This window comes from Adlercreutzia sp. CNCM I-6207, from assembly GCF_977072305.1.
Genome location: NZ_CDRVLZ010000017.1, coordinates 14,134 through 27,147, shown reverse-complemented (window position 1 = coordinate 27,147; position 13,014 = coordinate 14,134). Strand labels below are relative to the sequence as shown.

15 protein-coding genes are annotated in these 13,014 nt (G+C 64.6%); 14 read left to right on the top strand and 1 reads right to left on the bottom strand.

The genetic code is table 11. From position 1 onward, the window contains the following. The first annotated feature begins 218 nt into the window (after nucleotides 1–218). The 11 genes from ispF to ACW4QM_RS09175 all read left to right on the top strand — a co-directional run bounded on the left by ispF (nucleotide 219) and on the right by ACW4QM_RS09175 (nucleotide 8,634). Nucleotides 219–710, top strand: a complete 492-nt coding sequence (gene ispF / locus ACW4QM_RS09225; protein WP_161127983.1) for a 2-C-methyl-D-erythritol 2,4-cyclodiphosphate synthase — start codon at nucleotides 219–221, stop codon at nucleotides 708–710. Between the two features lie 76 nt (nucleotides 711–786). Continuing rightward, nucleotides 787–1,071: a helix-turn-helix domain-containing protein gene (locus tag ACW4QM_RS09220; RefSeq protein ID WP_022738896.1), complete on the top strand. Its 285-nt coding sequence runs from the start codon at nucleotides 787–789 to the stop codon at nucleotides 1,069–1,071. A 157-nt stretch (nucleotides 1,072–1,228) separates the two neighbouring features. Beyond that, a complete protein-coding gene (locus tag ACW4QM_RS09215; protein WP_202427876.1) occupies nucleotides 1,229–1,840 on the top strand; it encodes an RNA polymerase sigma factor in 612 nt (203 codons plus the stop codon). Then, nucleotides 1,785–2,444 (top strand): hypothetical protein, encoded by a 660-nt coding sequence (locus tag ACW4QM_RS09210; RefSeq protein ID WP_161127984.1) that lies wholly within the window; start codon nucleotides 1,785–1,787, stop codon nucleotides 2,442–2,444. Before ACW4QM_RS09215 ends, ACW4QM_RS09210 begins: the two co-directional genes overlap by 56 nt. A gap of 109 nt (nucleotides 2,445–2,553) precedes the next feature. Next, on the top strand, nucleotides 2,554–3,339 hold the full coding sequence (locus ACW4QM_RS09205) for a GTP pyrophosphokinase (protein ID WP_202427877.1): 786 nt from the start codon (nucleotides 2,554–2,556) through the stop codon (nucleotides 3,337–3,339). A 157-nt stretch (nucleotides 3,340–3,496) separates the two neighbouring features. Next, complete coding sequence (locus ACW4QM_RS09200) at nucleotides 3,497–3,718, top strand: helix-turn-helix transcriptional regulator (protein ID WP_161127985.1); 222 nt, start codon at nucleotides 3,497–3,499, stop codon at nucleotides 3,716–3,718. A 49-nt stretch (nucleotides 3,719–3,767) separates the two neighbouring features. Further along, nucleotides 3,768–3,911 (top strand): hypothetical protein, encoded by a 144-nt coding sequence (locus tag ACW4QM_RS09195; protein WP_161127986.1) that lies wholly within the window; start codon nucleotides 3,768–3,770, stop codon nucleotides 3,909–3,911. Between the two features lie 93 nt (nucleotides 3,912–4,004). Next, complete coding sequence (gene cysS / locus ACW4QM_RS09190) at nucleotides 4,005–5,564, top strand: cysteine--tRNA ligase (RefSeq protein WP_161127987.1); 1,560 nt, start codon at nucleotides 4,005–4,007, stop codon at nucleotides 5,562–5,564. Nucleotides 5,565–5,577: 13 nt separating this feature from the next. Next, on the top strand, nucleotides 5,578–7,014 hold the full coding sequence (locus ACW4QM_RS09185; RefSeq protein ID WP_302148436.1) for a peptidase U32 family protein: 1,437 nt from the start codon (nucleotides 5,578–5,580) through the stop codon (nucleotides 7,012–7,014). Then, nucleotides 7,011–8,159, top strand: coding sequence for a helix-turn-helix domain-containing protein (locus tag ACW4QM_RS09180; protein ID WP_161127989.1), 1,149 nt, complete (start codon nucleotides 7,011–7,013; stop codon nucleotides 8,157–8,159). The genes ACW4QM_RS09185 and ACW4QM_RS09180 overlap by 4 nt, the downstream gene beginning before the upstream one ends. A 193-nt stretch (nucleotides 8,160–8,352) precedes the next feature. Beyond that, the gene (locus ACW4QM_RS09175) at nucleotides 8,353–8,634 is read left to right on the top strand and encodes a hypothetical protein (RefSeq protein ID WP_117284168.1); all 282 of its coding nucleotides are present in this window, start codon (nucleotides 8,353–8,355) and stop codon (nucleotides 8,632–8,634) included. Nucleotides 8,635–9,003: 369 nt separating this feature from the next. On the opposite strand, the gene ACW4QM_RS09170 is transcribed toward ACW4QM_RS09175, so the two are convergent. Then, the gene (locus ACW4QM_RS09170) at nucleotides 9,004–9,432 is read right to left on the bottom strand and encodes an FKBP-type peptidyl-prolyl cis-trans isomerase (protein WP_022738937.1); all 429 of its coding nucleotides are present in this window, start codon (nucleotides 9,430–9,432) and stop codon (nucleotides 9,004–9,006) included. A gap of 221 nt (nucleotides 9,433–9,653) precedes the next feature. Here ACW4QM_RS09170 and argC point away from each other — a divergent pair, with 221 nt between their 5' ends. The 3 genes from argC to argB are packed head-to-tail and all read left to right on the top strand — an operon-like array spanning nucleotide 9,654 to nucleotide 13,010. Then, nucleotides 9,654–10,712 (top strand): N-acetyl-gamma-glutamyl-phosphate reductase, encoded by a 1,059-nt coding sequence (gene argC / locus ACW4QM_RS09165; protein WP_161127990.1) that lies wholly within the window; start codon nucleotides 9,654–9,656, stop codon nucleotides 10,710–10,712. 55 nt (nucleotides 10,713–10,767) lie between these two features. Continuing rightward, on the top strand, nucleotides 10,768–12,066 hold the full coding sequence (gene argJ, locus ACW4QM_RS09160) for a bifunctional glutamate N-acetyltransferase/amino-acid acetyltransferase ArgJ (RefSeq protein ID WP_161127991.1): 1,299 nt from the start codon (nucleotides 10,768–10,770) through the stop codon (nucleotides 12,064–12,066). Further along, complete coding sequence (gene argB, locus ACW4QM_RS09155; RefSeq protein ID WP_022738946.1) at nucleotides 12,063–13,010, top strand: acetylglutamate kinase; 948 nt, start codon at nucleotides 12,063–12,065, stop codon at nucleotides 13,008–13,010. The genes argJ and argB overlap by 4 nt, the downstream gene beginning before the upstream one ends. Nucleotides 13,011–13,014: the final 4 nt, after the last annotated feature.

Sequence of the window (13,014 nt, the reverse complement as noted above, 5' to 3'; positions counted from 1 at the left end):
AAGCGTCCGGAGCTTGCTTCGTTCGAGACATTCAAAAGCTGCGAATTTCTGACCTGGGGTTTTGTTGGGCGGAAAACCTGGAATGCAGCGAAGCGCATCGTGCAGACGCTTATAACTCGCGATTTGCTGCAAAATCGGCCCCTTCCAATGACCGAGAGGGAAATGAGAAGGGTTCTCAAAGGCGACACGCATGATGGAGGAAGGCGGAAGGAGCCGGTATGAACGACCTGCGAAATCTTCGGACGGGGCTGGGAATGGATGTGCACGCCTTTGCTCCGGGGCGCAAGCTCATCTTGGGCGGGGTGGATATTCCGCACCATCAGGGGCTCGACGGGCATTCCGATGCCGACGTGCTGGCCCATGCCATCTCCGACGCGCTGCTGGGCGCGGTGCGCGGGGGCGACATCGGGAAGCTGTTCCCCGACACCGACCCGGCCTACAAGGATGCTGACTCGCTCAAGCTGCTCGCCGAGGTGGCTCGCTTTGTGCGCGAGCGCGGTTTCGAGATCATCGACGTGGACAGCGTCATCGCCGCCCAAGCCCCGAAGCTCTCTCCCTACCGCGAGCAGATGCGCGAGAACCTGGCCCGTGCCATGGGGCTTCCCGTGGAAAACGTCGGCGTGAAGGCCACCACCACCGAACACTTGGGCCCCGAAGGCCGCGAAGAGGGCATCACCGCCTATGCCACCTGCCTCGTGTGCCGCATTTAACGACCATCAGAACCTAACCTGAACCTTCGACTACGCACCGGAGAAGGCGGCCTTCTACGTCCTGCGCGTCCGCTGGGTGAGCGACGTCGGCGAGGTGAGCCCCGCGAGCGTCTTCGCTGAGCTGCAGGCGGGCGAGTGGGAAGACGCTCGCTCGGCCGCCTCGTTGCCGACACGACTGAAGCGCCAGCGCGAGCTGTGCAGCTTGACCCAGGAGGAGTTGGCTGAGCGATCGGGGATAAGCTTGCGCTCCATCCAAATGTACGAGCAGCGGCAGAAGAACACCAATCGCGCCTCCGCTGAGGCGGTCTACCGCCTCGCCTGCGCCTTGCGCTGCTCCATGGAAGGGCTGCTGCAGTTTTAGGTTGATTCTCGCAATCCCAAAATCTCTCCCAAGCGTCGCACATTTCTCCGCTCTCAAGCGTATTGTCTGTGAAAGGCCTTTTACGGAAGGCGGTGACGGGGCGGCAAGCTAGCGGCTGCGGCGTTGGCGCCTTCCCTTTCGGACGAGAAGGAAACCTGTGGACAATCGCCAGTACCGACAGATCGTCGACGACTACGCCGACATGGTGTACCGCATCGCGCTCAACCAGACGCGGCGCGTGCCCGATGCCGAGGACGTGGTGCAGGCGGTGTTCTTGAAGCTCTACGAGAAACCGCCGGCGTGGCTTTGCGATAAGGCCGAGCGTGATAGCGGGCGCGCCATGGCGGCCGAGGCCGAACGCGGCGCCGCCTGCGATGAGCGTCTGCGCGCGTGGCTCATTCGCGTCACGGTGAACGAGTGCAAGAGCCTCTGGCGGAGTCTGTGGCGCCAGCGAGTGGAGCTGCGCGAGATTCGCGACGGCGATGCCCCGCCCTTCGAGGAGCCCGCTTTCGCCGAGCCGGCTCACGAGGCGCTGTACGCGGCTTTGGGCACGCTGCCCGAAAAGTGCCGCATTGTCGTGCACCTGTTCTACTTCGAGGACATGGGCACCCGCGAGATCGCCGAGGTGCTGGGCATCAAGGAACCCACGGTGCGCACCCGGCTCGTCCGAGCAAGGAAGTTGCTGAAACAGTCATTGAAGGAGGCGTGGGAAGATGAGCAACTCAAGCCAGTACAAAGCCATGATGGGCGAGGTCCATGCCTCTGCTGACCTGATTGGAAAGGTTAAGGGCATTCCCATGGAGAAGACGAAGAAACGCACGACGGCTCTGAAATTCGCGACGGCCACCTGCGCGGCGCTGCTCGGAGTATTTGTGGTCACCAACGGTGTGTGCTACGCCGCCACGGGCGAGACCTGGGTGGAGAAGGCCACGGTCTACATCAACGGCGAGCCGGTGGAGCTGGACGTGCAGATGAGCCAGAACGGCGATACCACCGTGGCGGAGGTCAGCTACGAGGTGAACGATGAGAGCGGCGGCGCGGCGCAGATGACCATGATCTCGGAAGACGGCGACTTCGACGGCACGACTTTCGAGATCCACGACTACACGGTGGAAGGCGCCGAGGACGGTTCGCCGAACGCCGACGACATGGTGCTGGAATCTTCCGACGGCCATGTCATTCTGGCCCCCGAGGGCATCGAGCCCATCGACCTCACCGATGAGCTTGCCACCAACGGCGCCGCCACGGGCACCTACGAGAAGGACGGCGCTACCTACGTGTACCAGGTAAGCGGCGAGCCCGGCAACTGGCACGCCTCCGTGCATCTTGAGGGCGTCGATGCCGCCCCATCCGCCGCTGCCGAGGCGCGATAGAGTTCCGATAGAACGGTTGTAGAATTCCGCCGCGCATCGTGCGCGTCCCCTATAATCTCCCGCGCGGGCGCAGTCCCTGCGGGAGATTTTTGTGTGGAAGGAAGCGGTTATGGCGAGGTTGACGGAGCGGGCCTTCGAGAATGCAGTGGTGCGGCTGCGCGACGGCCAGGGCGCGTTGGGCCAAAGCGCGTTGGATGTGTTGCACGAGCAGCGGGAGGAACTGGCGAACCAGATGCTGGCGCGACTGGCCGGCAGCGATGAGTTCGCCGCTATGCTGGAACGCAACTTCGGACCTTACCGACGCCTCATGACCTATTACGAGTGCGCCATGATGGAGGTGGAGACGAAGTTCCGCGTGCTGGACGCCGAGTTCGGCCTGCAGCACGACCGCAACCCCATCGAGTCCATCAAGTCGCGCTTGAAAAGCACCGACAGTCTGGCGAAGAAGCTCGCCCGCAAAGGCTTCCCCATGTCGGTGGATTCCATCGAGGAGAACATCTTCGATGTTGCCGGCGTGCGCGTCGTCTGCACCTTCCCCGAGGACATGTTCTCCCTGGCTGAGTCGCTGCTGTCCCAAGACGATGTGACTCTTATCGAGCGGCGCGACTACGTGGCTTCCCCGAAGCCGAGCGGGTACCGCAGCTTGCATCTCATTATTGAGGTGCCCATTTTCCTTGAGCGCGAGAAGCGTTCGGTGAAGGTGGAAGTGCAGCTGCGCACCATCTCCATGAATTTCTGGGCATCGTTGGAGCATCAGCTGCGCTACAAGAAGAACCTCCCCGACGAGGAGGCCGCGGCAGTGGCCGCAGAACTCGCCGACTTGGCCGAGACTGCTGCCGATCTTGATCGCCGCATGCAGGCGCTGCGCAACTACTTGGACGACGGGGAAGAGTAGGGGCAGACAGTGCTCGTGCTCACCTTGTAGCCTGAAAGTCTCGCACTCCATATCATTCCCGATCGGTAATAGAACCGCTCAAATTTCCTTTTCATTCCCGAGCGGTAATGATATAGTTCTTGGTCGACAGATATTCCCGCTAGGTAATGAGAACGTCATGCGCATTAACTCGATGAAAGTCCTGGGGCAAGCCATTCGTGCGCGTCGCAAAGAGCTCGGCTATTCGCAGCAAGAGATGGCCGAGTATTGCGGGTGCGGTACGCGCTTCGTTTCCGATCTGGAGAACGGCAAGGAGACCATTCAGTTCGGCAAAACTCTCGACGTAGCTTCTATGCTCGGGCTCGACTTGAGCATAGACGTGAGAGGGGCCGCGCGGTGAGTGACCTGCTCGAGTAGCTACAACGATTCTTGAGGAATTGGCCGGTTCGTTGGAAGCAGCATTCGATGCGGCTGCTGCCGAATCGGCGAAGTTTGGCGCGAACAACGACGCCTACGCCATGGCGCAACGCATCGTAGAGGGCGCAGCCAAGCGCAAGGACGTCATGCTAAAGGCCGTTGGCTTGTTGAGCTGATGTTCGTGCTTTAATCGCCTGTGTCGCAAAGGTGAGGGTGCTTTCTTGCGCTACAATGGCTCTCATTCTGAATGAACGCCCGAAGGAGCTTTTATGATCAAGCTGTACGATACGCGCCGCCGCCAGAAGGTGGATTTCGAACCTGTCGAGCCCGGGAAGGTCTCCATGTACGTCTGCGGGCCGACGGTGTACAACCGCATCCACATCGGCAACGCGCGCACGTTCATCTCCTTCGACATGATTCGCCGCTACCTCAGCTGGCGCGGCTTCGACGTCACCTTCGTGCAGAACGTGACGGACGTGGACGACAAGATCATCCGCCGCGCTGCCGAGGAGGCGCGCACGGCCGCCGAAGTGGCCGAGGAGTACACGCGTCTGTTCATCGAGGACATGCATGCGGCCGACGTGCAGGATCCGGACATCCGCCCGAAGGCCACGGAGGAGATCGGCACCATGATCGCCCTCATTGAGCGCTTGATAGAGCGCGGCCACGCCTACGTGTCGGAGGGCGACGTGTACTTCGACGTGCGCTCCTACCCGGGCTACGGGCAGCTTTCGGGCCGCGATGTGGACGAGGCGGAAAGCGGCCACCGCGAGCTGCGCGCCGACGGCCAGGGCCTGGAGGAGCGCAAGCGCGACGAGCTGGACTTCGCCCTGTGGAAGGCGGCCAAGCCCGGCGAGCCGGCGTGGGAATCCCCCTGGGGCGAGGGCCGTCCGGGCTGGCACATCGAGTGCTCGGCCATGTCCGAGAAGTACCTGGGGCTACCCTTCGACATCCACGGCGGCGGGGCCGATCTGGTGTTCCCGCACCACGAGAACGAGCGCGCCCAGTCCGAGTGCGCCTGCGACAGCACGTTCGCCAACTACTGGATGCACTCCGGCATGCTGCAAATCGCCAACGCCGAGACCGGCGAGACCGAGAAGATGTCGAAGTCGCTGAACAACTTCCTGCTGCTGCACGAGGTGCTGGAGCAGGTGCGTCCGGCGGCCCTGCGCATGCTCATGCTGCAGAGCCACTACCGCAGCCCGCTCGTGTTCGGCGAGCAGCGCGTTGCCGAGGCCGACGCGGCCCTCACGCGTATCGAGAACGCCGTGAAGGCCCTGGACTGGCTGCTGGAGACGGGCACGCCCCGCGGCGAGGCGGCCCTTGAGCCCGAGACGCCCGCAGCTGCCCTTGCAGCCACGCTGGACGCCGCGGCGCTCACCGATCGTGTGGCCGTTCTGCGTGCGGGCTTCACCGAGGCCATGGATGACGACTTCAACGCGCCGGCGGCCTTGGGTGAGATCTTCTCATTCGTGAGCGATGCGAATGCGCTCGTGGCCGATGCGAAGACCCTCGCGGCCGAAGAAGCCGCCGCCGTGCGCGAGGCGCGCGACGCCATCGTGGAGCTCATGGACGTGCTCGGCATTGATGTGACGGCCGCCGAGGCGGGGGAGGCCTACCCGGTGGAAGTGGTGGCGCTCGCGGCCGACTTGGCCGGTTATGACGGCGATGATCCGGAAATCGCCGTGGCGCGCTTGCTCGAGGCCCGCGCGACGGCCCGCAAAGAGAAGAACTGGGCCGTGGCCGACGGCGTCCGCAACGGCCTGGCCGATCTCGGCTTCGTGATCGAGGACACCCCCCAGGGTGCCCGCGTGACGTTCGAGGGGTAGCTCGTTGGGAAGCATGCCGATGGAACTGCTCGCGCCGGCGGGTGGGATGGAACAGCTGCGGGCCGCCGTGGCCTTCGGGGCCGATGCGGTGTATCTGGCGGCCGAGCGGTTCGGCATGCGGGCCCGGGCGGCGAACTTCCGCATGGACGAGATTCCCGCTGCTGTGGCCTTTGCTCACGAACACGGCGTGAAGGTGCACGTCACCTGCAACATTCTCATGCACCCCGACGACATCGACGGGCTGCCGGCGTTCTTCCGCGCGCTGGACGCGGCCGGGGTGGACGCCTTCATCATCGGCGACCTCGGTGCCTTCGCTGTGGCCGGGGAGGTGTCGCCGCGGGTGGAGCGCCATGTGAGCACCCAGGCCTCGGTGGCCAATGCGGCTGCGGCCCGGGTGTGGCACTCTCTCGGCGCGAGCCGCGTGGTGTGCGCCCGGGAAATGTCGCTGGCCGACATCGCCCGCCTGCGCCAGGAGACGCCGCCTGATCTGGAGATAGAGGCCTTCGCTCACGGCGCCATGTGCATGGCGGTCTCGGGTCGCTGCCTCATCAGCAGCTACCTCACCGGCCGCTCGGGCAACAAGGGTCACTGCACCCAGCCCTGCCGCTGGAGCTACCAGCTGGAAGAGGAGAAGCGCCCCGGCGAGTTCTTTCCCATCGAGGAGGACGATCGCGGCACCTTCATCATGAATGCGAAGGATCTGAACATGCTCGCGCACCTACAGGCGTTGGCCGATGCGGGTGTGGATTCCATCAAGATCGAGGGTCGCAACAAGAAGGCCTTCTATGTGGCCACCGTGGTGGGCGCCTACCGCCGGGCACTCGACGGCGAGCCGCCCGAGGTCGTGGCCGACGAGCTTCTGGCCGTATCCCACCGTCCCTACGGCACTGGCTTCTATTTCTCCGAGGTTGAACAGGCGACCGCCTACGATGGCTACGAGCAGGAGACCATGCACGTGGCCGACGTCGTCGCATCCTCCCCGCGTCATCCAGAGCGAAGCGTGCAGCGCGAAGTCGAAGGATTTCCCGATGATCCGCAGTACCTGTACCTCCTGTGCCGCAATCGTTTCGCGGAAGGCGACGAGCTGGAAACCCTCGTGCCTCACGAGCCCAGCCGCCGACTCATCGTGCGCGATCTGCACTGGCTCAACACGTTCGGTCCTGATAACCACGACGAGGATGCCCCCGCCACGGTGAAAGAGGCCCTATCTCGTGCTACTGCCACCGATTGGGAACCCGCCGCCGCGGCCAACCGCTCCTGCAACCTCTATCGTATCCTCGTAGGAGATGCCTCGCGTTATGCCTCCGACGGTTCGGCTTCTGCCGCGCTTTCCGTCTCAGACAAGGCGGTATGCGATGAGTCTGCGCCCTTTGCGATCCCCGAAGGCTCCTTCCTCCGCAAACGCACCTTCCGCCGTTCCGCCCGGCACGAGGACAAGGAGAGGCTATGATCACCGTCGGCGATGTCATGAACATGAGGGCCTTCGACAGCATTTGGCTGGCGACTCCCTGCGACGGGGCGGCCGCGCGCGAGGTCACGGGCGTGGGCACCCTCGATCACGAGCCGTTCACGGGCGGCTACGAGGTGTTCACCCAGGGCGAATTCGTGTTCACCACGCTGGGTTTCGCCGGCGTGCACCCCGATCTGGCCGAAGAGGCGCTGCTTGCGCTCATCGATTGCGGCGTGGCGGCGGTGGCCGTGAAGCCCGTGGTGCTGAAGGAGCTGCCGCCCACGGTGGTGCAGGCCTCGGCCGCGCGGGGCGTGCCCGTGTTCTTCTACGAGGGGCGCTACATGGAACGGGTCATCGCCGACCTCATGAACCTGCTCGACGACGATGCCGCCGAGTGGGAGCGCAACCACCTGATCGACCTCATTCTGGCACCCTCCGACGAGCACGCCGTGCGCTCTACGTTCTTCACCATCGCGGGCGTTACAGGCGCCACTATCCAGTGTTTGGCCATACGCCCCGTCACCGACGACGGGGCATCGCTGCGCGCATTGCAGAAGGTGGTGGAAGGGGTACTCGCCGATTATGGCGAACGCTGGGACGACGTCGAGCGCACGTTTGTGTGCCGCTACCGCGAGATGCTTTTGGGGTTCGTCTCCTTCAAGAGGCCCCCGCTGAAGGCCATCGCCATCTCCGACGCCGACCTGGCGAAATGCATCGCCACGGCCGGGCCTTTGGTGTGCGGCATCAGCCAGGAGGTGAGCCTGGGGGAGGGGGATCTGGCGGTGCGGCAGGCCATGGCCGCCCTGCGCACGGCCGAGCGTGAGGACGCGGGCATCGTGCGGTGGACGACCCTGCGCTTCGACGCCTTCCGCGCGGCGGCCCGAAGCGATCGCCTGTACGCGCGCGCCGCCGACCTTCTGCGCTCGCTTCTGTTCGACTACGATGCTGAGCACGACGCCGACTTGGGTGCGACAGCCGAGGCGTTCGCTGCCGCCTATGGCGAGGTGAGCCGCACGGCCGAGGCGCTGTTCCAGCACCCGAACACCGTGCGCTACCGCCTGAAGAAGATCAAGGAAGTTCTTTCCGTGCAAGATGCAACCGACCGCGAACTGGCCGCCCTGCTCGCGTTGGCGTATCTGACATAGTTCGGTTCCCGCATCATTGGGGCTATCGGTGCGAGAGAAGGGAGCATGCTGTTTCTTTCATCGTCGCGAAGCCGATCTTGCAGACGATAATCTTGTGCAACTGCACAAATAGAAGCGCACGGGTTCATCCGATCGACCAAACGATGACCTTCGTCGTGGGCCTAAACTAGGCGCCGTCGAAAGGAGAACCACCATGAAACTGTTCAACGACCAGGCCGCAGCCGCCGTTGCTTCCCTTGATTCCGCCGACGCCGCCTACTGCGCCAAGCTGGAGCAGCGCTTCGCCCATATGGGCATCAGCTCAAAGGCGGCCTCCAGCGCCGTGCAGTCGCTCGTCGAGGCCGATGCCGTGCCCCAGGTTGGCGTCTGGGCCGCCCTGCCCTCCGCGTTCAAGGGCCTTTTCCAGAAGAAAACCGAGGTGAAGCCTGTCGCCTCCGAGGCGTTCGAGGCTTCTCTGTCCGAAGCGCTCGCCTAGATTCGTCGCAGCAGACGTCTCCGCTTCGCCGCATGGTGCCACCTCTTCGTTGGCCCCGTGCTGCCGCGCTTGCATCTGCCGCGCGATCGCCTGGTGCGCTGAGTCACCGACTCTCAAGCCTTGCCGGCTGCCAATTTCCCACCGAGGGCAGCCTCGGTTTTCCCAAACGCAAAGCGACCCCGCCAAAGTCGGCGGGGTCGCTTCAAGTAAGCTCAAGTAAGTAAGAGTAGGCCGGGAGTTGGCGGAGGGGGTGCCGCGCGCAGTTCATTGAAGTGCATTAGGAAATGTCGGAACCCTCGACGAGCCCTGCACTTCAATGCTGTTTGAGCACGGTGCCCCCTCCGCCAACTCCCGACCGGACAACCAGGGTTAGTCCTCAACCTCGACAAGTTCGATGTCGAAGTTCAAGTCCTTGCCCGCCAGCTCGTGATTCATGTCGAAGGTGACGATGCCGTCCTCGATGGACTGCACGAACACGGGGAAGGGCTGGCCGCCCGGGCCCATCATGTAGACGGTCTGGCCGACGGGCAGCTGGTCGGCGTTGGGGATCTGATCCACGGGCACCTTCTGCACCATGGCGTCGTCGCGCTCGCCGTAGGCCTCGGCGGCGGGGATGTGCACGGTCTTCTTCTCGCCGACGGCCATGTCCTCCACGGCGGCGTCGAAGCCGGGGATCATCTGGCCGGCCATGCAGACAAACTCGATGGGCTCGCCGCGGTCCACGGACGAATCGAACTTGGTGCCGTCGTCCAGCGTACCGGTGTAGTGAACCTTGACCTTCTTGCCTTTGTTGCTCATGAGAGCTCCTTTCCAAAAGATGTGCGCCTAAGTCTAGCGGAAGGGGCCGTGCGGGGTGGGGAAGGGGCGCAACCTGCTCCAAGTTGTCATAAACGGAGCTTTTTGCCTTTGGGATGGCCCCAGTGGGGGTATGATGAAAACAGTAACGAAAACGCTCATCTTTGTGCGCATGCTCAAGAAAGAGCTGAATATATAAACGGGCAGAGAGGAAGGAAGATTCTATGGGCTATCGAGCGGGAGTTGTGGGGGCGGCCGGTTTCGCCGGCATCGAGCTGGTGCGCCTGCTGTCGCGCCATCCCGAGTTCGACTTGGCGGCGGCGACCTCCGACGCGCTGGCGGGAACGCCCATTGCGAAGGCCTATCCCGCCTTCACTGGGGTAACCGATCTCGCGTTCTCCACCCACGAGGATACTGATTTCTCTGCCTTCGACGTGGTGTTTCTGGCGGTGCCCCACAAGGCGGCCATGGGCATGGCGCCCGACCTTATGGCCGCCGGCGTCACGGTCGTCGACCTGTCGGCCGATTTCCGCCTGAAGGATCCGGCCATTTACGAGAAGTGGTACGCGCCTCATACGGCCACCGATCTTCTGGCCCAGGCCGCCTTCGGACTGCCCGAGCTCACGGGCGACGAGTTGGCCGCCGCGGCCGAGCGCCGCGCTGCCGGCGAGGCCGTGCTCGTGGGCTGCGCCGGCTGCTACCCGACGGCCACCTCGCTCGCTGCGGCGCCCGCTATCCGCGCGGGGCTCGTGGACGCGGTGGCGCCGGTGGTGGCCGATGCCGTCTCGGGCGTGACCGGCGCGGGCAAGAAGGCCACGGAGCGCACCCATTACTGCTTCGCCAACGAGAACCTGGAGGCCTACGGCGTGGGCACCCATCGCCACACTCCCGAGATCGAGCAGATCCTGGGGCTCGAGGGCCGGCTCGTGTTCACGCCGCATCTCGCTCCGCTCAACCGCGGACTGCTGTCCACGGTGACGTTGCCGCTGGTTTCGGGGGCTGCCCCCACCACCGAGGAGCTCGTGGAGTTGTATCGCGACTTCTACGCGGCAAGCCCGCTCGTCTCCGTCATGGACGCCGGCGTGCAGCCGCGCACGGCGTCGGTGGCGGGAACCTGCCGCGCCCAAGTGGGCGTGGCGGTACACCCCGCCGGCATGATTGTGGCCACCGGCGCCATCGACAACTTGGGGAAGGGCGCGGCCGGCCAGGGCGTGCAGTGCGCCAACATCGTGTTCGGTCTGCCCGAGACTTGCGGTTTGGAAGAGATCGCCAACCCCGTGTAGGACTGGAAGGGGACGAGGGCCGTGTCGGCGCCGTCCCGTGGGAAAGAGAGGACCTATGACCGAGAACGACACTTTCGCTTTCGATCCTGAGGGCAATGCGGCCAGCGCGCTCGGCTTTTCCGCTGTGGGCGTGCACGCGGGCTTTAGGGCCGACCCGGAGCGTCTCGACATGGCGCTCGTCGTTGCCGACGAGCCCTGTGCGGCGGCGGCCACCTTCACGACCAATGTGTTCTGCGCGGCGCCCGTGCGCGTGTCCCGCGAGCATTTGAACGAGGGGGGCGCCGGCTCTCCCGCTTACGGGTGCGCCCGGGCCGTTGTCGTCAACTCCGGCATCGCGAACGCCGCCACGGGCGAGATCGGCTTGGAAAACGCCCGCAAGACCGCCGAGCTCGTCGGCGAGGCCGTGGGCTGCCCGGCCGACGAGGTGCTCGTGGCCTCCACGGGCGTTATCGGCCAGCACCTGCGTCTTGAGCCCTTCGCGGAGGGCGTGCCGGCGGCGCTTGCGGCCATGGCGAAAGTGGCCGACGATCTCGCCGGCCGCACATCCCAGGGCCTGACGGCGGCCCGCGCCATCATGACCACCGACACCTGCCCCAAGCACGGCTCGGTCAGCTTCTCCGGCAACGGCATCGGATATCCGGGCGTCACCTTCACCGTGGGCGGTATGTGCAAGGGTGCTGGCATGATCATGCCGAACATGGCCACCATGATCGCCGTCATCACCACCGACGCGCCTCTCGCCGCGCCCGATCTGTCGCAGGCCCTCACGGCGGCGGTGAGCAAGAGCTTCAACAAGGTGACGGTGGACTCCGATACCTCCACCAACGACACCTGCTTCGCCCTGGCATCCGGCGCTGCCGCGCCCGACGGCCCCGCTTTCACGCCCGGCACACCGGCCTTCGACGCCTTCCAGCGCGCCCTCGATCAGCTTGCGACGACGCTCGCCCGCAAGATGGCCGCCGACGGCGAGGGGGCCACGCGCCTCATCACCGTCACCGTGCGTGGGGCCGCTACGGCTGACGACGCCGATGCGGCTGCCCGTACGGTGGCGAATTCGCCGCTCGTGAAGACCGCTGTCTACGGACACGATGCCAACTGGGGCCGTGTTGCCGCCGCCCTCGGACGGTCCGGTGCTCGTTTCAATCAGGAGGACGTGGATATCGATATACTGGGCCTGCCCGTGTGCCGTGCCGGTCTGGTGGTCGATTTCGACGAAGAAGAGGCCCTGCGGCGCTTCGAAGAACCCGAAGTGGCCATCGAGGTGGATCTGCACGCGGGGGAGGAGTCGGCCACGATGTGGACCTGCGACTTCTCGCACGAGTACGTGACGATCAATGGAGACTACCGCTCATGAAATACGCTAACGAAGCCCGTGCTGAGGGCGTGCCCGTACGCACCGGCGAGATCCTCTACGAGGCCATGCCATGGCTCAAGCAGGTGACGGGCAAGACCATCGTCATCAAGTACGGCGGCTCGGCCATGGAGAACCCCCAGCTGGCTGCCGAGGTCATGGCCGACATCGTGCTTTTGAAGATCTTGGGCGTGAACCCGGTGCTCGTCCATGGGGGCGGCAAGGCCATCAACCGCGCCTTCGCCAAGTTCGATCTGCCGGTGGAGTTTGTCGACGGCCAGCGCGTCACCACCGACGACGCCATGGATCTTGTGCGCATGGTGCTCACGGGCGAAGTGAACCAGCAGCTGGTGGAGGCCATGAACGCCCATGGCAACATGGGCGTGGGCGTGTCGGGCACCGACGCCGGCATCATCGTGGCCGAGCAGGCCGATCCGCGGCTGGGGCGTGTGGGCAAGATCACGCGCATCAACACGCCGCTCATCGAGGACTTGGTGGCCGACGACTACATTCCCATCATCGCCTCCATCGCCATTGGCGAGGACGGTGGCTGCTACAACGTGAACGCCGACGTTGCTGCCGGCTACATCGCCGCGGCCATCGGTGCCCACAAGATCATCTTCCTCACCGATGTGGACGGCCTCTACGAGAACTACCCCGACCCCGACTCGCTTATCGCCGAGATGTCGCTGGGGGAGGCCGAGGCCATGGTGCGCGGCGACAAGCTGGCCTCGGGCATGATTCCGAAGCTGGCGAGCTGCGTGCGCGCCCTCGATTCCGGCGTCAGCGCGGCCCATATCATCAACGGCACGGTGCCCCATGCGCTTCTGCTGGAAATGCTCACCGACTCCGGCATGGGAACCATGGTGGGCGGCCTCGCTTCCGCCCAGTTCCTGAACGTCTCGCCGGTGAGCAAATTCGCCGCCAAACTCATTGAAAACCGTTAGGAGC

Bases quoted from the DNA above. Each gene is read 5' to 3' on its own strand.
- argJ (WP_161127991.1), top strand. From the start codon at position 10,768: ATGACCGAGAACGACACTTTCGCTTTCGATCCTGAGGGCAATGCGGCC.
- ACW4QM_RS09170 (WP_022738937.1), bottom strand. From the start codon at position 9,432: ATGAGCAACAAAGGCAAGAAGGTCAAGGTTCACTACACCGGTACGCTG.
- cysS (WP_161127987.1), top strand. From the start codon at position 4,005: ATGATCAAGCTGTACGATACGCGCCGCCGCCAGAAGGTGGATTTCGAA.
- argB (WP_022738946.1), top strand. From the start codon at position 12,063: ATGAAATACGCTAACGAAGCCCGTGCTGAGGGCGTGCCCGTACGCACC.
- ACW4QM_RS09180 (WP_161127989.1), top strand. From the start codon at position 7,011: ATGATCACCGTCGGCGATGTCATGAACATGAGGGCCTTCGACAGCATT.
- ACW4QM_RS09185 (WP_302148436.1), top strand. From the start codon at position 5,578: ATGCCGATGGAACTGCTCGCGCCGGCGGGTGGGATGGAACAGCTGCGG.
- ACW4QM_RS09175 (WP_117284168.1), top strand. From the start codon at position 8,353: ATGAAACTGTTCAACGACCAGGCCGCAGCCGCCGTTGCTTCCCTTGAT.
- ACW4QM_RS09200 (WP_161127985.1), top strand. From the start codon at position 3,497: ATGCGCATTAACTCGATGAAAGTCCTGGGGCAAGCCATTCGTGCGCGT.
- ACW4QM_RS09210 (WP_161127984.1), top strand. From the start codon at position 1,785: ATGAGCAACTCAAGCCAGTACAAAGCCATGATGGGCGAGGTCCATGCC.
- ACW4QM_RS09205 (WP_202427877.1), top strand. From the start codon at position 2,554: ATGGCGAGGTTGACGGAGCGGGCCTTCGAGAATGCAGTGGTGCGGCTG.
- argC (WP_161127990.1), top strand. From the start codon at position 9,654: ATGGGCTATCGAGCGGGAGTTGTGGGGGCGGCCGGTTTCGCCGGCATC.
- ispF (WP_161127983.1), top strand. From the start codon at position 219: ATGAACGACCTGCGAAATCTTCGGACGGGGCTGGGAATGGATGTGCAC.